The 21,931-nt window shown below is 66.2% G+C and carries 22 protein-coding genes; 16 read left to right on the top strand and 6 right to left on the bottom strand.

Going from position 1 to position 21,931, the window contains the following annotated elements; all coding sequences use genetic code 11:
- Positions 1 to 87: 87 nt before the first annotated feature.
- From POM99_RS14315 to POM99_RS14295, 5 genes are read right to left on the bottom strand one after another with little or no spacing between them, the layout of a single operon-like run.
- Positions 88 to 1,860 carry a putative porin gene (locus tag POM99_RS14315; RefSeq protein ID WP_277278995.1) on the bottom strand — a complete coding sequence of 591 codons (1,773 nt, stop codon included), beginning with the start codon at positions 1,858 to 1,860 and terminating at the stop codon, positions 88 to 90.
- Between the two features lie 49 nt (positions 1,861 to 1,909).
- Complete coding sequence (locus POM99_RS22405; RefSeq protein WP_277278993.1) at positions 1,910 to 2,650, bottom strand: energy transducer TonB family protein; 741 nt, start codon at positions 2,648 to 2,650, stop codon at positions 1,910 to 1,912.
- A gap of 14 nt (positions 2,651 to 2,664) precedes the next feature.
- Complete coding sequence (locus tag POM99_RS14305) at positions 2,665 to 3,069, bottom strand: ExbD/TolR family protein (protein WP_225206570.1); 405 nt, start codon at positions 3,067 to 3,069, stop codon at positions 2,665 to 2,667.
- A gap of 26 nt (positions 3,070 to 3,095) precedes the next feature.
- Entirely contained in the window at positions 3,096 to 4,877 is a 1,782-nt protein-coding gene (locus tag POM99_RS14300) for a DUF2341 domain-containing protein (protein ID WP_277278991.1), read from the bottom strand.
- Complete coding sequence (locus POM99_RS14295; RefSeq protein ID WP_277278989.1) at positions 4,877 to 6,523, bottom strand: ShlB/FhaC/HecB family hemolysin secretion/activation protein; 1,647 nt, start codon at positions 6,521 to 6,523, stop codon at positions 4,877 to 4,879. Before POM99_RS14295 ends, POM99_RS14300 begins: the two co-directional genes overlap by 1 nt.
- 298 nt (positions 6,524 to 6,821) lie before the next feature.
- Here POM99_RS14295 and POM99_RS14290 point away from each other — a divergent pair, with 298 nt between their 5' ends.
- Genes POM99_RS14290 through POM99_RS14240 form a run of 11 tightly spaced genes read left to right on the top strand, consistent with a single transcriptional unit; the run spans position 6,822 to position 16,587 of the window.
- Complete coding sequence (locus POM99_RS14290; RefSeq protein WP_277278986.1) at positions 6,822 to 8,531, top strand: GspE/PulE family protein; 1,710 nt, start codon at positions 6,822 to 6,824, stop codon at positions 8,529 to 8,531.
- A 4-nt stretch (positions 8,532 to 8,535) separates the two neighbouring features.
- Positions 8,536 to 9,753 carry a type II secretion system F family protein gene (locus tag POM99_RS14285; RefSeq protein WP_277278984.1) on the top strand — a complete coding sequence of 406 codons (1,218 nt, stop codon included), beginning with the start codon at positions 8,536 to 8,538 and terminating at the stop codon, positions 9,751 to 9,753.
- Positions 9,750 to 10,178, top strand: coding sequence for a type II secretion system major pseudopilin GspG (gspG, locus tag POM99_RS14280; protein WP_277278982.1), 429 nt, complete (start codon positions 9,750 to 9,752; stop codon positions 10,176 to 10,178). Before POM99_RS14285 ends, gspG begins: the two co-directional genes overlap by 4 nt.
- Positions 10,078 to 10,629, top strand: a complete 552-nt coding sequence (locus POM99_RS14275) for a pilus assembly FimT family protein (RefSeq protein WP_369011641.1) — start codon at positions 10,078 to 10,080, stop codon at positions 10,627 to 10,629. The genes gspG and POM99_RS14275 overlap by 101 nt, the downstream gene beginning before the upstream one ends.
- Positions 10,613 to 10,987 (top strand): PulJ/GspJ family protein, encoded by a 375-nt coding sequence (locus tag POM99_RS14270; RefSeq protein ID WP_277278978.1) that lies wholly within the window; start codon positions 10,613 to 10,615, stop codon positions 10,985 to 10,987. Before POM99_RS14275 ends, POM99_RS14270 begins: the two co-directional genes overlap by 17 nt.
- A complete protein-coding gene (locus POM99_RS14265; protein ID WP_277278975.1) occupies positions 10,984 to 11,658 on the top strand; it encodes a PulJ/GspJ family protein in 675 nt (224 codons plus the stop codon). The genes POM99_RS14270 and POM99_RS14265 overlap by 4 nt, the downstream gene beginning before the upstream one ends.
- Positions 11,655 to 12,650: a PilN domain-containing protein gene (locus tag POM99_RS14260; RefSeq protein ID WP_277278973.1), complete on the top strand. Its 996-nt coding sequence runs from the start codon at positions 11,655 to 11,657 to the stop codon at positions 12,648 to 12,650. The genes POM99_RS14265 and POM99_RS14260 overlap by 4 nt, the downstream gene beginning before the upstream one ends.
- A gap of 5 nt (positions 12,651 to 12,655) precedes the next feature.
- Positions 12,656 to 13,198, top strand: a complete 543-nt coding sequence (gspM, locus tag POM99_RS14255) for a type II secretion system protein GspM (protein WP_277278971.1) — start codon at positions 12,656 to 12,658, stop codon at positions 13,196 to 13,198.
- Between the two features lie 10 nt (positions 13,199 to 13,208).
- Positions 13,209 to 13,685 carry a hypothetical protein gene (locus tag POM99_RS14250; protein ID WP_277278969.1) on the top strand — a complete coding sequence of 159 codons (477 nt, stop codon included), beginning with the start codon at positions 13,209 to 13,211 and terminating at the stop codon, positions 13,683 to 13,685.
- A 2-nt stretch (positions 13,686 to 13,687) separates the two neighbouring features.
- Entirely contained in the window at positions 13,688 to 15,739 is a 2,052-nt protein-coding gene (gene gspD / locus POM99_RS14245) for a type II secretion system secretin GspD (RefSeq protein ID WP_277278967.1), read from the top strand.
- 32 nt (positions 15,740 to 15,771) lie between these two features.
- Positions 15,772 to 16,587 carry a type II secretion system protein GspK gene (locus POM99_RS14240; protein WP_277278965.1) on the top strand — a complete coding sequence of 272 codons (816 nt, stop codon included), beginning with the start codon at positions 15,772 to 15,774 and terminating at the stop codon, positions 16,585 to 16,587.
- On the opposite strand, the gene POM99_RS14235 is transcribed toward POM99_RS14240, so the two are convergent.
- A complete protein-coding gene (locus POM99_RS14235) occupies positions 16,588 to 17,223 on the bottom strand; it encodes a cell wall hydrolase (protein WP_277278963.1) in 636 nt (211 codons plus the stop codon).
- A gap of 238 nt (positions 17,224 to 17,461) precedes the next feature.
- On the opposite strand from POM99_RS14235, the gene POM99_RS14230 reads away from it, so the two are divergent.
- The 5 genes from POM99_RS14230 (at position 17,462) to POM99_RS14210 (ending at position 21,928) form a co-directional block, all read left to right on the top strand.
- On the top strand, positions 17,462 to 17,962 hold the full coding sequence (locus POM99_RS14230; protein ID WP_277278961.1) for a hypothetical protein: 501 nt from the start codon (positions 17,462 to 17,464) through the stop codon (positions 17,960 to 17,962).
- A 136-nt stretch (positions 17,963 to 18,098) separates the two neighbouring features.
- The gene (locus POM99_RS14225; protein WP_277278960.1) at positions 18,099 to 19,217 is read left to right on the top strand and encodes a hypothetical protein; all 1,119 of its coding nucleotides are present in this window, start codon (positions 18,099 to 18,101) and stop codon (positions 19,215 to 19,217) included.
- Positions 19,218 to 19,549: 332 nt separating this feature from the next.
- A complete protein-coding gene (locus POM99_RS14220; RefSeq protein WP_277278958.1) occupies positions 19,550 to 20,995 on the top strand; it encodes a hypothetical protein in 1,446 nt (481 codons plus the stop codon).
- A 120-nt stretch (positions 20,996 to 21,115) separates the two neighbouring features.
- Positions 21,116 to 21,571, top strand: a complete 456-nt coding sequence (locus tag POM99_RS14215) for a hypothetical protein (protein ID WP_277278956.1) — start codon at positions 21,116 to 21,118, stop codon at positions 21,569 to 21,571.
- Positions 21,572 to 21,586: 15 nt separating this feature from the next.
- The gene (locus POM99_RS14210) at positions 21,587 to 21,928 is read left to right on the top strand and encodes a hypothetical protein (protein WP_277278954.1); all 342 of its coding nucleotides are present in this window, start codon (positions 21,587 to 21,589) and stop codon (positions 21,926 to 21,928) included.
- Positions 21,929 to 21,931: the final 3 nt, after the last annotated feature.

The raw sequence follows: 21,931 nt of genomic DNA, 5'->3' as shown, positions 1-21,931 counted from the left end.
CTCTTGTCCCTGTCTCTGTCGTCTTCAATGCCGGTTCAGTCGGCTTCAGTCGGTTTCAACCCGGTCTCAACCCGTCTCAACCCACGGTCAGAATCGCGCCTGGAGGTCCACTTGGAGCACGTCGATGGCGAAGGCCTCGCCCGAGATTTCGTTGGAGCTCAGCCAGCGCGCGCCGATCGAAAGGCCATCGCGCACGCCATATTCGCCGCCCAGCACGTAACCCTTGGCGTTGGTGCCACCGAGGTGGAAATCGCTGTCGGTAAAGGCGTCGAGCAGCGCATCGCTCTGCACATAGCGGTATTCCGCCCAGACCCGCCACGATCCGCGCTTGTCCACGCGGTCATAGCCCAGACCGGCATTGGCCATCCATGCGGTGTTGCCGCCGACGAAGCTGGTGGGATTGGTCTTGGTGCAGACATGGCGGTCCGCGTTCCCGTCAGTGCCATAGTTGTTATAGGGTTCGACGAGGAAGGCGCTGGCGCTGTCGAACAGGCCCGAGCAGATATCACCTCGCTTGAAGCCGAGGTTGCGGATGTAGTTGCCGGAAAGCCGGGCTCCCACATGGTCGTCCACGGCAATCCGCGCGCCCAGGTTCACGTCGAGGATGTCGTACCCGAATTTGAGGCCGAAGACCTGCGGGAAGATGCCGGTGGAGTTCGCCACGTGGTTGCGCATGGTGAACACGGTGTTGCCCTTGCGCAGGCTGAGCGGCACGAGACCGTCGGTAGAGCAGAAGTTGCCGAGGTCCATGTTGCACGGATCGGACAGCTTGCCCTGCACGTTCTGGAAGCTGTGATAGCCGACGCTGCCCCACAGCTTGAGGCCGTCGGTCACATCGCCCTTCCACGCGAGTTCGCCCGCGAACAGCCACTTGCTGGGATAGTCGAGCTTGGTGGTGGAATTGCCGGGATAGGCCGGGTTGCCGAAGTCGATCGGGAAGGCCCCGCCGGTGAGGCTGAAAGCCGATTCCTTGCCACCCAAGGTCAGCTTCGCCGCCACGCCATCGAAGCGCAGGTCATTGTCGTAAAGCAGTTCGGTGTTGTTGAACGGCGTTTCGAAGCGGCCGAAGGTGAGGTTGGCCCACGATTTCGGCTGCAGCTTGATATAGGCGGCATCGAGCCAGAAGTTGCGCTTGGCAAAGCCGCCGCCGAGGCTGACGTTTTCCGAAATCGGGCTGTTGTCGTCACCCGTGCCCAGCTTGATCCCGGCGACAACGCCCTTTGACACTTCCGCTTCGAATCCCAGACGCACGCGCATGCGCAGGCGGTTGATGCGGTCCTGCCGGGTGTTGAGGAAATCGTAGTTGGCGAGGCGGCTGAGATCCACCGGGCCGCGTTCCACCAGCGAGCCGATATCGATGATCTGGTCGGAGTTGGTGCGCGCATAAAGCTCGCTCTGCGTGCGCACGCGAACATCGCCGAAAACGCGGACCTTGCGCGTCCAATCCGGTGCGGCCTGGTTCTTCGTTACCCAGCCTTCAGAGGCGGCCTGGGCCATCACGTCCTGGCGGATCTCGTCACGGATCTGCTGACGCACCGCTTCGGGCACGCGCGCCACGCGGACCGCGCCTTCGGGAACCGGCGGCGGCGGGGGCGGCACTGCGGCACGCGCGGCGGCGGCTTCAGACTGGGCCTGCGCCAGCAGCGCATCGCCATCGGCCTGGGTCAGCGTGCCCTTGGCCACCAGCAGGCGGATCAGGTTGGTCATCGCATCGGGCGAAGGCGCAGCCGTCTGCGCAGCCGGTGCTGCGGCCGCCGCAGCCGCATCCTGCGCCATGGCCGGGCCGCCGAGGCATGTTCCGCAAAGCGCCGACGCGATCAGGGCGGCGCGGAGGGTGGAACGGGAAAGCGAACTGCGCATCGGGAAACTCCGGTTCGTCGTAGGGCCGCAGGCGGCCAGGCGGGCGCGGTCAGAAACCACGGCTGCCCCTCACGGTGATCTTCTGGGGAAAGCGGAAGGCTGCGGGCGGGGCATCGAGCCCGCGCACCGACTGGAGAATGGCGAGCAGCATCTGGTCCCGCTTTCCATTGCCGCTGGAGCGCAGCAGTTCGGCGCGGGTGACCTGGCCCGAGGCGCTGATCCACACCGAGAAATCAGCAGTGAAGATCTGGCGGTTGATCTTGTCGTTGTCCTGAATGCGATCCTGCAGCGCGCCCGAAAGGTAACGCGTGTAGAATCCCGTCGCGATCGGCGCGCCGCCGCCACAGTTCAGGCCGGTGCAGGTGCCGTTGCCGCCCACGGCGCCCATGCCGCCACCCTTGCCCGCGCTCATGCCGAAGGCGTCGGTGCCAGCCTGCGCCGGCCCGTCGATCTTCATCGGCGCGGGCTGATCGGGCGCTGGGGCGGGTTCCGGCGCGGGGGCCGGGTTGGGATCGGGCAGCTTGTCGGGCGGAGGCTGGTCCGGCGGTGGTGGCGGAGGCGGTGGCGGCGGCGGAGGCGGCAGCATCTCCGCCTTGATCGCGGGCGGTTCATTATCCACCTTCACCGTGCCGGTGGCCGTGATCTGGCCATAGAGCCACCACGCCGCCGCAGCGACAAGGACGATCGCGACGATCGGCAGCAGCCGGTTGAGCAGCGGCGGCTTTGCATCGGGATCGAACCCGTCACCGCCCGAAGGCGGAGAACCGGAAGAGGCAGGAACAGTGGCCACCGCAGCAATCCGCGTCAGGCGCCGGGCTTGCCGGTGACGAGGCCGACCTTGCTGAGATCAAGCCGGCGGCACAGGTCCAGCACTTCCATGACTTTGCCATACTGGGTCGTGGTATCGCCCTTCAGCACGATCGGTACGTCAGGGTTTGAGGCCTTGGCGTTGCGCAGGCGCGTTTCCAGGTCCGGCAGGGTGACCGGGAAGGCGTCCATGAATACCTGGCCCTGATCGTTGACGGTCAGGGCGATGGTCTTGGGCTGGACCAGGCTCTTGGCCGAGCTGGCCTTGGGCAAGTCCACCTTGATGCCCTGCACCGAGGCGGTGGCCATCAGGATGAAGATGACCAGCAGCACGTATGCGAGGTCGAGCATCGGGGTGATGTTGATATCGTCATAGGCCTTGCGGCCGCCGCCTACCTGCATGGCATGGGCTCCTTATAGCCAGTCGATTATTCAGCAGCCTGCCGAAGCTCGGCGGCATCGGCCTGCATTTCGGCGAGGCGGGTGATCAGGCGATCGATGAACACGCGCATCTGGTCTGCCAGCGCGCTGATCCGCCCGTTCAGGTAGTTGTACCCGAACAGAGCCGGGATGGCGCAGGCAAGGCCGGCAATGGTGGCAAGCAGCGCCGCCGCGATGCCCGGTGCGATCGCGTTCACGTTCACGTCGCCCGCCATGGCAACGCCGCCGAACACGGTCATCACGCCGATCACGGTGCCGAGCAGGCCAATGAACGGACCGCCCGAGATCGCGATGGTGAGGATCACCATCATCTTGTCGAGCTTCTGGTTCTCTTCCACGAACTGCGCATCGACCGCGGCACGCATGGCTTCCACGGCCTCGCCCGAGAGCGGGCGCGCGCCCAGCGTCTTGCGGCGCACGTCGAGTTCATCGATGCCGATGTTGTAAAGCCGCGCGATGGGCGACGCCTTGGCGATGAAGGAAGCCTCGGCCGGGGTGACGCCAGCAAGATCGGCCACGGGCACGAGGTTTTCGTGCATTTCGGCAAAGCGCTTGAAGAACTGGCGATTGCCCTTCTCCGCAGCGTTCAGATAGCGCACCTTGGCGACCATCAGCCAGATGGCAAGGCTGAGCAGGACCATGCACAGCGCGATGATCACGGCATCGACCGGTTCGAGCTTCGAGACGATGAAGCCGATCACGTTGGCGCTGCCGCCGGCCTTTTCGGCGCTGTCGGCCACGACCACCATCTTGTTCGAAGGGCCTTCGGAATTGGCCATGGCCATCATCATGGTGGCGGGGCGTGCGGTCTTGGACAGGCGCGCTTCATCGATCGCGCCGATGAAGTTGCCACCCAGCACGATCGGGCCATCGACAGCCGGCAGCGCGGCCGAGGCGGCGCCCGCTTCCACGCCGTTGACGTAGATCTTGATGGTCTGGCCATCGGCGACGACGCCAACGTGGGTCCAGTCTCCCTGCTTGACCGGCGCGGTGGCGGCGGCGCGGGCAGAGCCGATGGCGACGAAGGGCATGCCGTTGGCAATGCCGATCACCATCGACCCGCGGCTGAACACCTGCTGATCACCCGAAAGCTGTTCCGGCTTGATCCACGCGGTGAAGGTGAAAGGCGCGCCCGCAGTCATTGCGAGCGCCGGCGTGGCATCCACGGTCACGCCGCCCTGGCCGACGAAGTGCGCGCCATGGCCGACGATGGCGCTGTCTTCGATACCAGCCGGAGCATTGGTGGCGTTGGCGCCGTTGGCCGTGCTGTCCTTGCTCGGCTCGCCCGGCTTTTCGTTGAAATGGTACACCGCAGTGTAATCGGGATCGAAGCTGCCCTTGGCATCTTCACCCACTGGCGAGTTCTGATTGCCGAAGTAGATCCAGATCTGCTTCTTTTCGCCGCCGTTCAGCACCGGCACCGAAACCCACACCGTGGCCACGCCCGCCTTCGGATCGAAGCTTTCGATATGATAGGCGAGCGGCGTCTTGTCGTCGGCATCGACGAAGCGCAGGTCCGCGCCGTTTTCCAGTGAATCGGTAAAGGTGAAGTTGCCGTTGTGCAGGCGCACCAGGACCAGCGACCGACCGATCGGGCCACTGACGTTCGCACCGGTGGTGGTGGTATCCACCGTCACCGCCTTGCGATAGGTCCAGTCCTTGTTCCACCACGCCGAAGCCGGCGTGGCGATGCCGGTGGCCACCAGGCACGCGAGCACTGCAAGGCTCTTCAGAACCCGGCGGCTGCGCCGGAAAAGCGTGTACGACATCAGAATTCGCCCTTGGCTGTAAACGTGATGCGGGCATCCCCGCGGCGGGTGTCGGGTCGGGAAATCAGCGGCACGCCCACGGTGACGCCGCCGGAAAGGCGCTTGAACAGCCGCCACCGCAGGCCACCGCCAACGCCGGCAAGCCGGAAAGTGGACTGCTGGTCCGCCAGCGGATCGATGATCCCGACGATGCCGGAGTCCACGAAGATGAAGGGGCGCAGTTCGCCCACGAAATCGGGCAGGCTGGTTGCCAGCGACGGGCCATCGAGCTGCAGCGTGGCGGCAAAGCCGCGATCGCCCACGGACTCGGACTGGTAGTAGCCGCGCACCGTGGACTCGCCGCCGATGGCGAACTGTTCGTTGGAAACGAGGTGGCTGTCCGCATACTGGCCGGCAACGCGCGCGATCAGGCTGATGTCGTCGGCGATCAGTTCGGTGACCGTGGCGTCGACATTGAGGTGCGCGAAGTTTTCCCGCGCGTTGAAGTCCTTGAGCGCGAACTGGTCCTCGGGCGTGCAAGTGCTGCTGATGAGGTCCGCGCAGGACAGGTGCTTCATCACGCGAAGGCCGAGGGTGGCGTTGACGTTGAGGTCGATCTGCGTCCGATCGGTGAAATTCGACCACGAATAGCCGAGGACCGCCGGCAGGTAGCGGATCGGGGCCTGGCTGGCGACCTTGCCCGCGATCAGGATGTCCTGCTTGAAGTCCTTGTAGTCCACGCCGACCGAGAAGGACTGGTCGCCGTGTTCGCCGGCGATGCGATAGATCGCGCGGCCGCCGACCTGCCAGCCGTTGCCCAGCACCTGCGTACCGCCGAGCGCGGCAATGTTGCTGTTGGACTTGTAGCCGAACACGACCAGCGACCATGGCGAACCGAGGATGGGCGCATTGTAGGAGCCGGAGAAAACCTCGGTCTGGCGGCGATCCTGCGGGGTGACGATGTACGAGCCCGAGACGGTGTGCCCCGCGCCCCACAGGTTGGTGTAGCGCAGCGAGGCGGCGAGGCGCAGCGGGCGCGTGTTGGGGCTGTTGTCGTTGCCAAGTTCGAGGCTGCCATGGAGCGGCAGGCTGTCCTTGACCTTCAGCTCCACGTCGATCGCGCCTTCGGTCTTGCTGGGACGGAACGAGGGCTGGACGGTGCGATCGGGGATGCGGTTGGCCTGCGCCAGCTGGGTCTGCAGGTCCTTGAGGTTCAGTGGCTTGCCGGGCTGCACCGCGGGCAGCTGTTCGCGCACGGTATCGGCAGAGTGGTGCTTCGCCCCTGCGACGCGGACCTCGCCCACGGGGGCTTCGGACACGCGGATCTGCACGATGTTGTTGCGGGCGTAGGCTTCGTCCTGCGGCGGCACGTCCACCACCACGGCTTCATATCCGCGCGCGGCATAGGCGTCCTGCAGCGCCTTGCGTGCGGCGTCGACGTCTGCCGCCGACTTGTTCTCGCCCACGTAGGGATAGACGATCGCCTCGATGTCGTTGGCGGTAAGCACGGTGGCGCCGGTGACCTCGATCGAATCGATCGTCATGGCGGGGTTGGCACCGGGCGCAGGCGCATCCTGCGCCGCCGCCGGAAGGGCGGCAGCGGCAAGGGCACACGCCAGTGCCGACGGCGCGATTCGCCGTGAAAGGATCGAAGTATTGTTAATCATTGCCCCGCCTGAGGAAGAACCGCTTCCGATTCATTCCCGGCGACATTGGCCCTGCATTATGAAATTTTTGAGACGGGTTTACGTACACTTCCATCAATTGCAGGAAGTTCCTGTTATTAAACCCGATATATTACTATTACAATTTTGTTTCGATATATTTAGGTTACGTGTACTTTCGACACGATAAGCAGAACAGAAATGATTCTGTCACATCATGCGCATAAATGCTCGCGACAGGGGGTGCTGCGAGGCGGTGGCCCCATCGTGTCCATCCGTCAGCGCGCCAGGTTTTGCCTTCATGCAATCGTCCGTTGCCATTGCCGCGAACCCGCCTGCGGGCGAGGCCGGAGCGGACCCGCTGGCGGCGGTGCTGCAGCGCGCAGGCGCGCTGGGTGACGAAGCGCTTTCCCGCGCGATGCTGGCACGGGCCGAGACGGGGGAGCCGCTCGACAAGATCGTCACGCGCCTGGGCCTGATGTCTGAGGATGCGCTGGCCGCGGTGCTTGCGCAGGAATGCAACCTGCCGTTGGCCGAGGCGGGGGATTTCCCCGAACAGGCTCTCGAGATCGCCGATCTTTCAATCCCGTTCCTGCGCGATCACCGCGTGGTGCCGCTGCAGGTGGCGGGCGGCACGGTGCGGGTTGCGCTGGCCAACCCGCTGGATGCCGATGCCATCGCCGGCATCGCGTTCGCCACTGGCCTGGCGACGCAGCCAGTGGTGGCACGGGGCGGCGACATCGACGCCGCGATCGACCGGCTCTATCGCGCGGAACAGGAAGCCGCGGTTGAGGACGAGGTAGACGAAGCCGACCTCGAGCAACTGCGCGACCTGGTCAGCGATGCACCCGCGATCCGCGCGGTCAACCGCCTGATCGCCGATGCGGTGGACCAGCGCGCGTCGGACATCCACCTGGAACCGGCCGACGACCGGCTGATCGTGCGCTTCCGCATCGACGGCGTGCTGCGCGAGATGCCGCCGCGCCCGGCAGCGATGCGATCCTCGATCGTGAGCCGCATCAAAGTGATGGCCAACCTCAACATCGCAGAGCGCCGCCTGCCGCAGGACGGGCGCCTGCGCCTTACCGTGCGCGGGCACGAGATCGACCTGCGCGTGGCCACCGCGCCGTCCATCCACGGCGAAAGCGTGGTGATGCGCATCCTCGACAAGTCGCGCCTCTCGCTTGATCCGCGTGCGCTGGGCTTTGACCCGGTGCTGGAGGCGCAGTTCCTTTCCGCGCTGGAAGAGCCGCACGGCATCCTGCTGGTTACCGGGCCGACCGGTTCGGGCAAGACCACCACTCTCTATGCCGCGCTGGCGCATCTCAATTCCACCGAACGCAAGCTGACCACGATCGAGGACCCGATCGAATACCGCCTGCCCGGCGTGGTGCAGAGCCAGATCAACCCGGGCATCGGCTACACCTTTTCCACCGCCCTGCGGTCGTTCCTGCGGCAGGACCCCGACGTGATGATGGTGGGCGAAATCCGCGACAACGAGACCGCGCAAGTGGCGGTGCAGGCGGCGCTGACCGGGCACATGATCCTGTCCACGTTGCACACCAACACCGCCGCCGGCGCGGTGACCCGCCTGCTCGACATGGGGGTGGAACCGTTCCTGCTCTCCAGCGTGCTGACCGCCGTGCTCGCCCAGCGCCTTGTGCGCAGGCTGTGCCCCCATTGCAGCGAGCCCTACAAGGCGGACAAGGCGCTGCTCGCGCGGATGGGCGTGGGCAAGGAGGAAAGCCAGGACCACTGGCGCACCTTCCACCGCCCGGTCGGCTGCGGCGAATGCAAGGGCAGCGGCTATGCCGGGCGCATGGCGATCTTCGAATTCATCCGCATCGACCACGCCATCGCCAGCCTGATCCTGCGCCGCGCCGATACACGGCAGGTGGCGGAAGCGGCTGCGGCGGCGGGCTTCGCCACCCTTCGCGCCAACGGCATCGCCAAGGCGCGGCAGGGCCTGACCACGCTGGAGGAAGTCCTCCGCGTATCGGCCGAGGACTGAGGCCGTGGCCACATTCGAATATAGGGCGCTGGATCGCACCGGCGCGCAGGTGAGCGGGCGGACCGAGGCGGCGCTGCGCGATGCCGCCGTGCAGGCGCTGCGCAAAGCAGGCCTGCGGCCGATCTCGGTGGAGGAAGCGCGCGGCAAGGCGGCGGCAAAGGCCGGCAAGCGCAGCGATGCGCGCCTGCGCCGCCTTTCAGGCAACTTCTTCGCCGAGCTGGGCGTGCTGCTTCAGGCGGGCCTGCCGCTCGACCGCGCGCTGGCGATCGCCGTCGACAATGTTACGGACCCCGCGCTCGCCACGCGCCTGGGCGAAATAGTCGCCGCCGTGCGCGAGGGCGCGCCGCTTTCGGCCGCGCTGATGGCGCAGGGCGAGCTGTTTCCCGGACTTGCCCCGGCGATGGCCGAGGCGGGCGAGGCCAACGGCAAGCTGGGCGAAGCGCTGGCGCGGCTGGCGCAGATGCTGGAACAGGCCGAGCAGCAACGCCGGCAGGTTTCCTCGGCCATGACGTACCCCATCGCGCTTTCAGCCATCGCGCTGGGCGTGATGCTGCTGATGCTGCTGTTCGTGGTGCCGCAATTCGAGCCGCTTTTCGCCTCCGCCCCGCCGGGCAAGCTGCCCGCCGCATCGCGCGTGGTGATGGAGATCAGCCGGTTCGTGCGCGCCAATGGGCTGGTGCTGGCAGGCGTGATCGCGGTGGCGGTATTCGCGGCGAGGCAGGCGCTGGCCCAGCCGGCGACAGCGCTGGTGCGCGACCGCTTGCTGTTGCAGGTGCCGCAGATCGGCCCACTGGTCCGTTCGATCGAAACGGTGCGCTTTTCCCGCACACTGGGCGCGTTGATCGATGGCGGGGTGCCGCTGCCGGTGGCGCTGGCGCTGGCCCGCCGCACTGTGGGCAACCGGCACATGAATGCTGCCATCGGCGAAGTGGTGGATATCGTGCGGCAGGGCGGCGGCCTCACTGCTCCCCTTTCGGAACGCGGCATCCTGCCCGCCATGGCGCTCAGCTTCATCCGCACCGGTGAGGAAACCTCGCAGCTCGGCCCGATGCTTGGCCGCCTTGCAACGGTGATCGATCGCGAGGTGGGCGTGCGCATTGAACGCACCATCGCCGTGGTTACCCCGGCCATCGTGGTCTCTCTCGGCGTGATGGTGGCGGTGATGGTCGCCTCGATCATGGCCGCCATCCTCGGCTTCAACGACCTGGCAGTATCGCAATGAAAAACAGAACCGAAAGCCCTCAGCGCAACGGCTTCACCCTGCTGGAACTGCTGGTGGTGCTGGCCATACTCGGCCTGCTCTATGCCATCGTCGGGCCGCAGGTGATCCGGTACCTGTCCAGCTCGAAGAGCCAGACCGCACAAGTGCAGGTGAAAAACATCGACGCTGCGGCCAAGCTGCTGCGGCTCGACGTGGGGCGGTATCCCACCACGCAGGAAGGGCTGAACGCGCTGGTCACCCAGCCGCAGGGCATGACCAGCTGGCGCGGACCGTACCTGCCCAATGCGGCAGCGCTGACCGACCCGTGGGGCCAGCCCTATCGCTATGGCGCGCCGGGCAAGCATGGCGAGATCGACATCTACACCTATGGATCCGACAATGCCGAAGGCGGCGACGGCGAGTCCAAGGACCTTGGCAACTGGTGATACCGTGCCGGCAGCCTTCACCTCTTGCGCCCGTGATAGGGGCTTCACGTTGATCGAGGCGCTGGTCGTGCTCGCCGTGGTCGGGCTGATCGCCGGCCTTGCCTATCCGGCGATCGAGCGCGCACAGGCGGGGCTTGCCCTGCGCGAGGCCCGTGGCGCGGCCGAGGCGACGCTGGCCAGCGCCCGCGCGCGGGCGTTGCGGACGGGGGCGCCGGTGGACCTTTCTGCGGGGCGGCAAGGTCTGGCACTGAACGGGCGGGTTGCCCGGCCCGAAGCCGTTTCTCCCGTCAGGATCGAAATCGCGCCCGCCGACATCCGCTTCCTTCCCGATGGCAGCGTAACCGGTGGGCGCGTGACGCTGATCGCCGCCAATGGCAGCACCACCTTTGCCATCGCACCGGGCACCGGGACCGTGACTTCGCTGGAGGGCCAGGGTGCAACGTCGCGCTGATCAGGCCGAAGCCGGCTACCTGCTGGTCGAGGCGCTGGTGGCCCTTGCCATCACTGCCATCATGGCCGGGATGGTCTTCTCCACGGTCTGGCAGTCTGCTCACACCCGCCAGCATGCCGCGCGACATCGCGAGGCGATCCTGCTGGCGCGCTCGGTGCTTTCCGCAGCGCAGGTGGGCCAATCCGCGCCGATCCCCGCGCAGGGCAGCGACGGCGATCTCGCCTGGTCGTGGCGGAGCGAACCGTGGAGCGGTTCGGAAAGTGACAGCCTGGCCCTGCAACAAGTGCGCGTGGTGATCACCGACGCCGTTGGCGGCCGCGAACTGGCGCGGCTGACATCGCTGCGGAGCGCGCCGTGAGGGAAAGCCCTGCCCCGCACGAGCGCGGCTTCACCCTGACCGAAGCGCTGGTTGCGCTGTTCGTGTTTGGTCTGGTGGCCAGCCTGCTGCTGTCGGTGGTGGACATGCAGTCACGCCTGGCGCTGCGGACAGACCGCAGCGATGCCGCCGCCGATCGGGTGGTGACCGCGCAGGGCCTGCTGCGCCACCGGATCGAGGCGCTGCGCAGCCTGCCTTCCACGCAGGGCGATGGCAGCACGCTGGACATCATCGGCACCGGCACGTCCTTCACGTTCGTGGCGCCGGGCATAGAGGCAAACGGGCCGCACGCGCTTCAGCATCTGCGCATCGCCCTGTCCCCGCAAAGAAACCTGACGCTTTATGCCAGCACCACGTTGGGCGGAGCCGATCCCCGTCTTGCTTCTACCGAAGGCTGGACCAGCCTGCCCCTGCTGGGCCCGGTGGACTGGTTGGAGATCGCCTATTTCGGGCCCGACCGGCTGACCGCGCGGCCGACCTGGCAGCAATCATGGCTGGATCGGAGCGAACCGCCACAACTGGTGCGTATCCGCCTTGGCCTGGCCCGTGGTGCGCCGGAACGCTGGCCGCTGTTCCTGGTCCGCCCGGGCAGCGCGCTGCAGGTCCCCTGCCGCGAAAACGACCGCCGCCCGCAATGCGGAGCCGCATCGTGAACCTGACCGAACTGCTCAATTCCGACATGACCACGCTGGCGCGGCATGCCCGCGCCGGGTTCGATTGGTGGATCGGCGAACTGCGCGCCATGCTGCCCGAACGGTTGGTTCGTGGTTCGGCGCTGCGATCATGGCACCGTTATGAACGGGGCGCGGTGCTGGTCGCCAACGATGGCAGCGCGGATACCGTGGTGCTCCCTCAGGAACTGTGTCTCGTCCGCACGCTGTCCCTGCCGCGCATGGGCCATGCCGATCTTGCCGCGCTGGTGGCGTTGGACATGGACCGGATCATGCCGGTTGCGCCGGATTCGATCGTGACCGGGATTTCGGTGGTGGGCGCGGCGGGCGAAGGCGATTTGCAGACGGTGCGCGTGGGCGCAATGGCGCGGCGCGATGCGGTGGCGCTCGCCGCCGCGCTGGGCGAAGCGGGCATCGCGCCGCGCCATGTGGGGCCGCTTGATCCCGATGGTGCGGCGCTGGCGTTCGATCTCGCGCCCGCAATGCGCGCGGCTGGGCTTCTGCCGCCGCTTTCGCAGGCGCGCCGGTTCTGGTGGAGCGCAGTGGCGGTGCTGGTGCTGGTCAATCTTGGCACCGCCATCCTGCAGGACCGACAGCAGGTGCAGCACGTGCAGGACCTGGTTGATGCGCAGGCCCCCGCGATCAACGCCGTCCGCCGCATAGAGGACAGGTTGCAGGACAATGCACGCCGGATAACGGCGCTGGACAATCGCCGCCGTGAACGCCAGCCACTGCGCCTGCTGGCCGCCGTGGATGCCGCGCTGCCTGCCAATGCCTGGGTGCAGCGTCTGGAATGGGATGGCCAGCGCTTGCGCCTGTCCGGCTTTGCCGCGGATGACGTCAACGTCGTGGCCGCCTTCAAGCAGTCGGGACGGTTCGTGACCGTGCGCTCCAATCGCGCCGAAGCGATGGGGCAGGAACGCACCGGCCGCCCCTTTGACCTGACCGCCGCATTGCCGGGGGGCCCGCGATGAGGCCGATGTCCCTTCGCGAACGGCGCCTGGTGGCGGTGCTGCTGTTGGTTGCGGTGGTGGCGGCCCTGCTCTTGCTGCTGATCGGGCCGATCGTCGATGGCTTTTCCGCACGGCGCGAACAGAAGCTGATGCTGGCGCAGACCTTCCACGCCAACGAACGCCGGATCGACGCGCTGGACAGCCTGCAGAAGGAGGCGGAAAGCCAGCAGACGCTGCTGCAGACGCGCTTCCTCGCCGCAGCCAACGTCGACGAGGCGGGCGAAGCCCTGCGCGCGCGGGTGGAGGCGGAAGCCCAGGCCGGGGGCGCACAGATCAAGTCGTCGGAAGCCGTGGCGTCTGATGACGGCTGGGCCCACGCCGCGGTGGAAGCGCGAATGGGGCATGCGCAGCTGTCCGACATCATCGCGCGGCTGAACGCGGCGCGCCCGGCGCTGTCGGTCGATGCTGTGACCGTGATCGCCGACGATGCCCTGACCAACTACAAATCGGATCTTCTCGATGTCAGACTTGAAGCAGCGGCTCCTTTCATTGTCGCCCGCGCGCGCTGAGGGCGCCGCGTTGCCTGCGGCGCTTGCGCTGCTGCTGACGGCGACGGCGGTGGTGCAGCTGATGCTGCCGCCGCCTCCCCTGGCCGATGAGGTTACGCCCGGGCGCGCGCCCAACTGGCGCCTGCCCGATGTCGCACCGCTGCCGGGGCTGGCGGGAGCGGATCGCGCCTCGCTGTTTTCTCCCCTGCGCGTGGCCGCGGGCGCAGCGACAGCCGCAGACGGCACCCCGGCGCCCGTCGGGCCGCTGGACGGCGCGTTCGTGCTGGGCGCGATGCGGGTGGGCCGCACCAGTGCGGTGCTGCTGCGCGATGGCGATGGGCGCGTGCTGCGCCTGCCCCCCGGCGCCGCCTTCAAGGGCTGGCGCCTTATCGCGATTACCGACGACGACGCCCGTTTCCGCAAGGGCGCGGCAAGCGTGCGCATCCCTTTCGGCGCCGCCGCTCCGGCTGCGGCGCAGGAAGACGAAAGCAGCGAAAGCGAAGAGTGATGATGCAGACCCAGACCCGTACCGGCATGCTCGCGCTGCTGCTGCTTTCCACCACGGCCATGGCGGCCCGCCCTCCGGTCGAACCGGTCGAACGTGCCAGGCCGCAGCCACCCATGGCCGCGCCGACCCTTGGGCCTGACGGGGTGCAGTCCACCGTGATCGGGGGCGAAACCCCGCCACCTTCTGCACCCCGCACCGGGCAGCGCAAGGGCCCCAGGGGCGCAATCGAGTTCAACATCCCCAGTGCCGACGTGCGCACGCTCGCCCGCATCGTGCTGGGCGATACGCTGGGCATTGCCTATGCCGTCACCGTGCCCGGCGATGTCGACGTCTCGCTGGCCACGCCCGGCCCGGTCAACCGCAGCGAGTTGCTCGACCTGTTCGAGGCCTCGTTGAAGAAAGCCGACCTTGCCATGGTCTGGACCGGCAAGGGCTATCGCATCATGACCGTGGCCGATGCCAAGGCCGAAGGAACCGGCTTCCTGCCCGATCGCGGCTTTGCCACCGAAACCGTGACGCTGCAGTTCGCCAATGCCGAGGAACTGCGCAAGCTGCTGGACAGCGTGGTGCCGGGCGCAGTGCAATCGGTCGATCCGGCGCGCAACACGTTGGTGCTGGCCGGCACCGAGGCGCAGCGCAAGGGTGCGCATGACGTTATCGCGCAGTTCGACGTCAACTGGCTGCGCTCGATGTCCTTCGCCCTCTATGTGCCGCAGCGCACCGACAGCCGGCTGATCGTGCCCGAGCTGGAGCGGCTGATAAACGCGCCCGATGCGCCCACGCGCGGCATGGTGCGCCTGATCGCGATGGACAAGTTGAACGGCGTGATCGCGATCAGCGCGCAGAAGCAATACCTGGAAGATGTGCGCCGCTGGGTGGAAGTGCTCGACCGCGAAGGCACCAACAACGAAGCGCGACTTTTCGTCTATCGCGTGCAGAACAGCCGCGCTCGTGACCTGGTCAGGACGTTGAACACGACCTTCGGCATCGGCGGCGGCGATGGCGTCGATTCCTCGCAATCGGCGGACGGTCAGCCGGGCGCTGCCCGCGCCAGCGGCGACGGGATCGATGGCCAGCAGGGCGCACGCGCGCCCTCCCCTGCACCGCGCAGCACCATGGACGGCTCCGGCAACGCGGGCGGAACGGCAGGCGCGCTCAAGGTGCGGGTATCAACGGACGAAGTGAACAATGCCGTGGTCGTCTATGGCTCGGCACATGACTACAGCATCGTCGAGGACGCGCTGCGCAAGCTCGACGTGCCGCCGGTGCAGGTGATGATCGAGGCCGCGATCACCGAAGTCGGCCTCAACGACGACCTGCGCTATGGCGTGCAGTGGAATTTCCAGACCGGCAATTCCAACTTCGCCCTGAGCGAGGGAACCGGGGCCAACCCGGCCCGCAGCTTCCCCGGCTTCTCGTACTTCTATTCGAACCGCGACGACATCCGCGGCGCGCTCAACGCGCTGGAGCAGCGAACCAACGTGAAGGTTGTTTCCGCGCCCAAGCTGATGGTGCTCAACAACCAGACCGCCTCGCTCCAGGTGGGTGACCAGGTTCCGGTTCAGACGCAGAGCTCGCAAAGCACGATCAGCCCCAATTCACCGGTGATCAACGCCATCGAATATCGCGATACCGGCGTGATCCTGAAGATCACCCCGCGCGTCAACGCCAGCGGCATGGTGCTGCTTGACGTGGCACAGGAGGTGAGCGACGTTTCGACCACCAAGTCGTCCTCGCTCAATTCGCCGACCATCTCCACGCGCAAGGTTTCCACCACCGTAGCGGTGCAGGATGGCCAGGTGATCGCGCTGGGCGGGCTGTTCCGCAATTCGAAAAGCTTCGACAAGAACGGGCTGCCGATCCTGTCGCGCATCCCGGTGCTGGGATCGCTGCTGTTCGGCAACAGCAGCAACACCGAGCGCAAGACCGAGCTGATCGTGCTGATCAAGCCGCACGTGCTGAGAACGCCAGACGACCTGAGCGCCATCACCGAGGAGATGCGTGCCAAGATCAGCACGCTCGAACCGTTCCGCACCAAGGGCCGCATTCCTTGAAGGCATGCCCACAGCGGGAAGGCGGCTACGCCATGGTCGCGGTGATCGCCGGGATTGGCGCGATGGCGGTGATCGCCGCAACGCTGGTGCAGGGCACGGCCAGCCGGATCGACACCGCCGGGGCCGAAGCGGACGCCGCGCGCGTTTCCGCAGCCGCTGACGCGGGGGTACAGATCGCGCTGCAGGGGCTGCTGGCAGAAGGCGCTGGAAAGAAGTGGGCGATCGACGGGCGAGTCGAACGCCGCAGCTTCGACGGCTTGACGCTGGAGATCACGGTACAGGACGAACGCGGCAAGGTCCCGCTCGGCAGCATCGACCGTGAGAACATCGTCTGGCTGCTCGAAGGTGTTGGCCTGCAGGGCGAACGTCTCGAAGTGGCGGCCGATTCCCTGCAGGACTGGATCGACCAGGACGATGACGCCCTGCCCCGCGGCGGCGAGATGGACTATTACCTGCCGCGCGGCACTTTACCCCGCAACGACGCGCTCCGGTCGGTAGAGGAACTGGCGGACGTGCGCGGTTTCACCCCCGATCTGGTTGCGCGATTGAAGGATGCCGTCACCACCGACGCCGGTTCCGACGCATTCGAAGCGCGGTTCGCCAGCCCGCTCGCCATCCGCGCCATGGTCGATGGACGCGACGATTCCCCGCAGATCCTTGAACGCAAGCGCGAGATCAACGGCCAGCGCGTGGCAATCGCGCTGGACGATCCGGATATCTGGAAGAACCGGCCGGTGACGATCCTCGCCACCGCCCGCATGGCGGACGGCGCCAATGCAACGCGGCGCATGGTTGTGGAACTCACCGGGCTGCAGCGCCCCCGTTACATCGTGCGCTGGACGAACTGACTAGCGTGTAAGGGGCAGGCCCCATGGGGCGAACGGTCCGTCGGACCTGGTCGTCGATGAAACTGCCGCAGAATGAACGGCGGGCATTGCCGCCGGCAGTGCCCCGCCGCTTGCATAGGCCCGGTCGATGACCGCACCATCGGGCTCTTCGGCAGTCCAGTCGCGCTCCACCTGGCGCGCGCCTTCCGCCACTCCGCCCGGCAGCGGACGGTAGAAGATATGCGCCCCCAGCTTGTTAACGCGCAGCAGCGATGCGGCCCAGACCGGGCGGACGTAGTCGGCGTGATAGTTCAGTGCGCCGGGCACTCTCCTTGGAGCCGCGCCATCCAGCACCGCATCCGCAACTGTCCGCGCCTCGGCCATTGTCGCGATCGAAAGCCTGCGGCGCAGCGAACCGTCACACGTGAACGTGAACTGGCACCCGGTGCTGCGCCGCCATCCCTGAAACACCACGCCGCACACGCTCTTGGGAAAGGACGGGTGCGCAAGCCGGTTCAACACCACTTCGGCCACGGCCTGCTGTCCGGCCACCGGTTCGCGCGCCGCCTCATAGGCAATCGCCAGCGACAGGCAGCGCCGATCCTGTTCCGACCATGAGAGCGGCGCGATCGGCCCATCCTGCGCGGAAGCGGGCATTGCGCCTGTCGCACACGCCGAGATCGCCGCAACCGCGGCAACAGCCCGAAGCAACCTGTAACCGGCCTGGATCATGCCGGTGCGCTAGGCCGCGTTTGCGACATTTTCCGGACAAGCCGTCACAGACGTCATATCCGAGTCATGCAAGCGCCCTAGCCGCGCGATCATGGCATACCAGTCGATCACGCACACAGTCCGGGTCGCACTTCGTCCGACCCTTGCCCTTGTCTTTGCAACGTTGGCTGCGGCGCCCGCCAGTGCGCCGGCCGAACCGATGCACCTGCCCTCGCGCGAACTGCGCTGCCATCTTGGCCACGCGACCAATCTCGACGCGACGCGCGAACAATCGCGTGACGAGATCCAGTACGATGCCTGGCACGATCTGGCGCTGGCGCTGCCTTCGATCCCTGCACGGACCACGCCGCCGCCCGATGCCACCGACCCCGCCGAACCCGTTGATCCGGGAACGCGCGTACTTGCCGATCCGGACCACCTGACCAAGGATGCCGTCGGATCGTTCAACCGGGTAATCGATCTCTGGCCGGATCGAGTCGAACTGACCATGCCGATGGCAGGTGGCGTGTCCAAGTTGCTGATCGTGTCCGATTTTGATGCACAGGCGAACACGGTGCAACTGTTCATGACAGACGCCCAGGATCTTGCCACGTTCGACTTCAACCGGACTTTTCTGGGCGATTGCAAGGTCTTGATGACTGCGGCGGCCACCAACGGAAGCTAAATTGCAGTGTTCAGGGCATGGCCCCGTACATGTTTGACGCCGAACCGAAACATAACTGCAATTTGATTGCACAATTGCTCATCTAATCCCCGCGCAGCCCGCAAGGGCGATGGCGGCAGGCAAGACAACCGGATTTATGAAGCAAAGCATTGACCAAGACGGCCCCAATGGCCGCCCTGCCGAAGGCCGTCGCTTGCGCGCCGCATGCGCCAAGCGCCTTTGGCTCGGCGCTGCGCTGGCCTGCCTGCCGCTTGCCGGGTGCGGCATCCCGATCAGCACCAAGCATCGCATTACGCTGAACGAAGCCCCGCCGCCCCAGCAGAGCCTGCCCAACGAAGGCATCATCAAGGCGCTGACCTGCATGCGGGAAAGCCACGTGCTCAACAAGATCCGCTTCGGCATCGCAGTTCATTCGGATGGCACGGGCAAGACGTCCTATGGCTACGAAGGCGCCACCGGATCCTTCCTGCCACAGGGCACCGCAGCGATCTGGGCCTCGGAAACCGTGATCCGCGCCGGCGGGCTGGCGATGAACTACTACGAGCTAAACACCGAACGCGCGCTGCGCCAGTTTGGCGGGCCAGGGCTCGAACAGTCGCTCGCCTCGCAGCAGCAGAGCCGGGCGCCGAACTTCATCATCTCGACCGCCTTCACCGCGCTCGATTTCATCGGCGGCCCGTCGCTTGACATGCGGGTGGCCGGCATCGGCCCCTATTACGATGTGCGCGGCGCCTCTCTCGAGGTTTCGGCTGAAATGTACCGGCCGGGCGACCGCATGACGATGGCGATCAGCTCACTCAACCGTCAGGTCTATTACAGGTCGGGCGGTGTCGGCATTGCCCGGATCTTTGGCGACGGCAAGGGTACGCTGGTTACCGGCACGATGGGCTTCAACGACCAGCAGCGCCTGCAGGAAGCCACGCGTGACGTGGTGGCGATGTCTGTCGCCGATGTCCTCGCGGCCATGCCGATAGTGCCCGAGAACTGCCGTCGCATGGTGGAAGACCTGAAGGGTTACCACGAAAAGCTGAACCGTGATGAGGCGGAACAGCTTGGCAAGGCATCGCGCAAGGAAAAGCACGGCAAGAAGGTCGCCGCGCTGCCACTGCCCGTTCCCTTGGCGACTCGCCCATCAGGACCGCAGCCGCAACCGGCGCAGCTGCCGCAGCCCGTACCGCTGGTCCAGCAACCCTCGCTGCTTCAGCGCCCGGGTGCGATCCAGGCCTCGCCGCAGCCTGGCACTCCCGAGAACTGACCGCTTTCTGCCGTAGACCAGATTGCTGCTCCGATCCGGGGCGTGCCCCTGCATGGGCGCAGAGCAGTGGTTCGATCCACTTTCGCCCGCAACACCCCGAACCGCACGCTAACCATCCGCATCTGCCCGCCCTCTATCGACACAATGCGATTGAAACACACCTTTTCAAGCACTTGTGCTGAAGTGGCATCTCTAAATGACAGTATGGTTAAGCAAAAAGTACCCGAGATTCTCCAAAGAGTCGCCATTGTTTCAAGGAACAGGCCCAAGGCGCACGGGCTAGTACCTGCGGGGCTAGAAACGGGGTATTAACGAATTCATAGGGGTATACCGTGACCAACATCAACAAGATCAAGATCGCGCTGCTTGGCGCGACGGCTCTGTTCGCGAGCACTTCCGCCCACGCCCAGGTTGCTGACACCTGGAGCATCGACGGCACCAACACGCCCACCACTGTAACCTCGGGCAATATCGGCAACGTCACCATGAACTCGTCCGACGCGGCTGATGGCACCGTCGGGGCTTCGATCGTGGAAGGCCAGAAGAACTCGGTCAGCGCCACCGCCATCGGTGCCAGCGCCTCGTCCTCGTTCACCGTCACCAGCGCCACCGATTCGTCGCTGACCGGCAACATCCTGGCTGCCGACGGCGCCAATGGCGTGATCGCCAGCTCCTTCAACGGCGGCAACGTTTCCAACTGGGGTGACATCTCGGGCGCCGCCATCGGCGCCGACGGCGCGGGCAACTCGATCTCGCGCGTCGCGCTGGGCGCTTCGGCCTCGAACTCGGCTTCGGTCTTCGTTGTCGATGGGGAACAGGCTTCGACCTACACCGTACCTTCGAGCACGGTTTCGGCCAGCAACAGCCTGGCGATGGAAGCCCTGACGCCTGACACCGACGGCATCATGACCGTGTCCAACGGCGTGAACATCACCGACGCTGACGTCGGCGGCAACAACAACTCGATCAGCGCCGCCGCCATCGGTGCCTCGGCCAGCGTCGGCGCCTCCACCACCATCCTGGCGGGTTCGGAAACCGGCGTGTTCAACCTCGGCGTGGCGATCGACCCGACCGCTCCCGACACGGCTGCCGGGGCCGGCGTGATCTCGGTGGCTTCGCTGAACCAGGCCAACGTCGGTGTCGGCAACTCGTCGAACGACTTCGCCGACCTCAGCGATCCGACCGCGATCGAACCGGCTGAACTGTCTGCCAACATCCAGGATGGCGCCAACGCCAGTTCAGTCTCCAGCTCGGCCATCGGTTCGTCGGCCAGCGTGTCCTACGCCGCCAACGTCTTCGGCGGTGACGTGACCAACACCGCGCTGATCGGTGCGTTCGACGATGGCACGGGCGTGATCACCCCGGGTGACGGCGTGACCATCCTGTCGGCCAACGGCCTGGCGGGCGACACCACGGCCGACTTCAGCAACGACGTGACCGGCCTCGCCGCGCTCGACACCCCGACCACGCTGATCAACGCCACCGACATCACTGCAGCCTCGATCGGTGCCGATAGCTCGAACAACTCGATCAGCGTTGCCGGCATCGGCGCCTCTGCCTCGATGTCGTTCGCGGTCAACGACTACTCGGGCGGCGACAGCGCGATCTCGAACGTGCTCTATGCCGCTGCCCCGACGATCACCGCGCTCAACGGCTCGGCGGTCTATGTAGGTTCGACCATCACCGGCGCGGAAATCGCCGGCGGTCTGCAGAACAGCGTTTCGGCCGCTGCGATCGGCGCTTCCGCCTCGCAGTCGTTCTCGCTGTTCACCAAGTAAGCCCATCGAATGCGGGAAATCCGCCATTCGTAGCAAAACGGGAAGGAGGGGCGCTGCGCCCCTCCTTTTCGGCGTTCCGGGCCTCGGATAAAACCGCCCGGCAAGTTTCAGGAGTTCGCGATGCTGCAAACCCGATTCGCCGCCTGCACCGCCGCACTTGCGCTAACGCTGGCCGCCGTGCCTGCCGGAGCCCAGATCGCAGCAGACGATCCGGCGATCCTCACCGCGATCAACAGCGGCGACGTGACGCTGAACGGCAGCATCAACAACCCGCAGATCCTGGGCGGGTCGGGCAATGCCATCAGCCTGGTCTCGCAGGGCGCGGTCGTCAACTATGACCCCCAGTCGAACCTGACCAGCGAAGCCGCCACCACCATCAGCCCGAGCGGCACCGGCACGGTCAACGTCTCGATCTCGAACATCAAGGCCAGCGCCACCAACAGTGGCACGGTCAGTTCCACCGGTTCGATCAACGGCGAACAGTCGAGCGCCACCGGCAGCGTGACAATTTCCGCCATCGGCCTGCAATCCGGCTTTTCCATCGCAACCAAACCGCGCGCCTCGACTGGCGGATAACTCACGGAGGACACCATGATCCTGAACAAGACCACCGCCGCTCTCGCCGCTCTCGGCATGTTCTTCGCGGCCGCCACCCCGGCCTCGGCGGGCGAATCCGCCGCTGCGTGGGGCACCATGGGTTACAACGGCGGCGCAGCCCACGCCCTGGCATCGGCCCAGCTGCATCAGGTGGAAGGCCAGAACGCACAGACCGCCACTATCGGCAACGCGGTCACCACGATGTACCGTTCGATCAGCTCGTGCGGCAACTGCGTCTACAACCAGATCACCGGTGACAACAACTCGATCAACGGCAACACGATCACCGGCAACAACAGCGGCAAGACCAGCTCCACCGGCACCTTCACCAACTGATCG

The organism is Novosphingobium cyanobacteriorum (assembly GCF_029436685.1).
Classification (GTDB): Bacteria; Pseudomonadota; Alphaproteobacteria; order Sphingomonadales; family Sphingomonadaceae; genus Novosphingobium; species Novosphingobium cyanobacteriorum.
This window is presented reverse-complemented; position numbering and strand designations above follow the sequence as displayed.

Bases quoted from the DNA above. Each gene is read 5' to 3' on its own strand.
- POM99_RS14315 (WP_277278995.1), bottom strand. From the start codon at position 1,860: ATGCGCAGTTCGCTTTCCCGTTCCACCCTCCGCGCCGCCCTGATCGCG.
- POM99_RS14305 (WP_225206570.1), bottom strand. From the start codon at position 3,069: ATGCAGGTAGGCGGCGGCCGCAAGGCCTATGACGATATCAACATCACC.
- POM99_RS14300 (WP_277278991.1), bottom strand. From the start codon at position 4,877: ATGTCGTACACGCTTTTCCGGCGCAGCCGCCGGGTTCTGAAGAGCCTT.
- POM99_RS14295 (WP_277278989.1), bottom strand. From the start codon at position 6,523: ATGATTAACAATACTTCGATCCTTTCACGGCGAATCGCGCCGTCGGCA.
- POM99_RS14290 (WP_277278986.1), top strand. From the start codon at position 6,822: ATGCAATCGTCCGTTGCCATTGCCGCGAACCCGCCTGCGGGCGAGGCC.
- gspG (WP_277278982.1), top strand. From the start codon at position 9,750: ATGAAAAACAGAACCGAAAGCCCTCAGCGCAACGGCTTCACCCTGCTG.
- POM99_RS14275 (WP_369011641.1), top strand. From the start codon at position 10,078: ATGGCGCGCCGGGCAAGCATGGCGAGATCGACATCTACACCTATGGAT.
- gspM (WP_277278971.1), top strand. From the start codon at position 12,656: ATGTCCCTTCGCGAACGGCGCCTGGTGGCGGTGCTGCTGTTGGTTGCG.
- gspD (WP_277278967.1), top strand. From the start codon at position 13,688: ATGCAGACCCAGACCCGTACCGGCATGCTCGCGCTGCTGCTGCTTTCC.
- POM99_RS14240 (WP_277278965.1), top strand. From the start codon at position 15,772: ATGGTCGCGGTGATCGCCGGGATTGGCGCGATGGCGGTGATCGCCGCA.
- POM99_RS14235 (WP_277278963.1), bottom strand. From the start codon at position 17,223: ATGCCCGCTTCCGCGCAGGATGGGCCGATCGCGCCGCTCTCATGGTCG.
- POM99_RS14225 (WP_277278960.1), top strand. From the start codon at position 18,099: ATGAAGCAAAGCATTGACCAAGACGGCCCCAATGGCCGCCCTGCCGAA.
- POM99_RS14215 (WP_277278956.1), top strand. From the start codon at position 21,116: ATGCTGCAAACCCGATTCGCCGCCTGCACCGCCGCACTTGCGCTAACG.
- POM99_RS14210 (WP_277278954.1), top strand. From the start codon at position 21,587: ATGATCCTGAACAAGACCACCGCCGCTCTCGCCGCTCTCGGCATGTTC.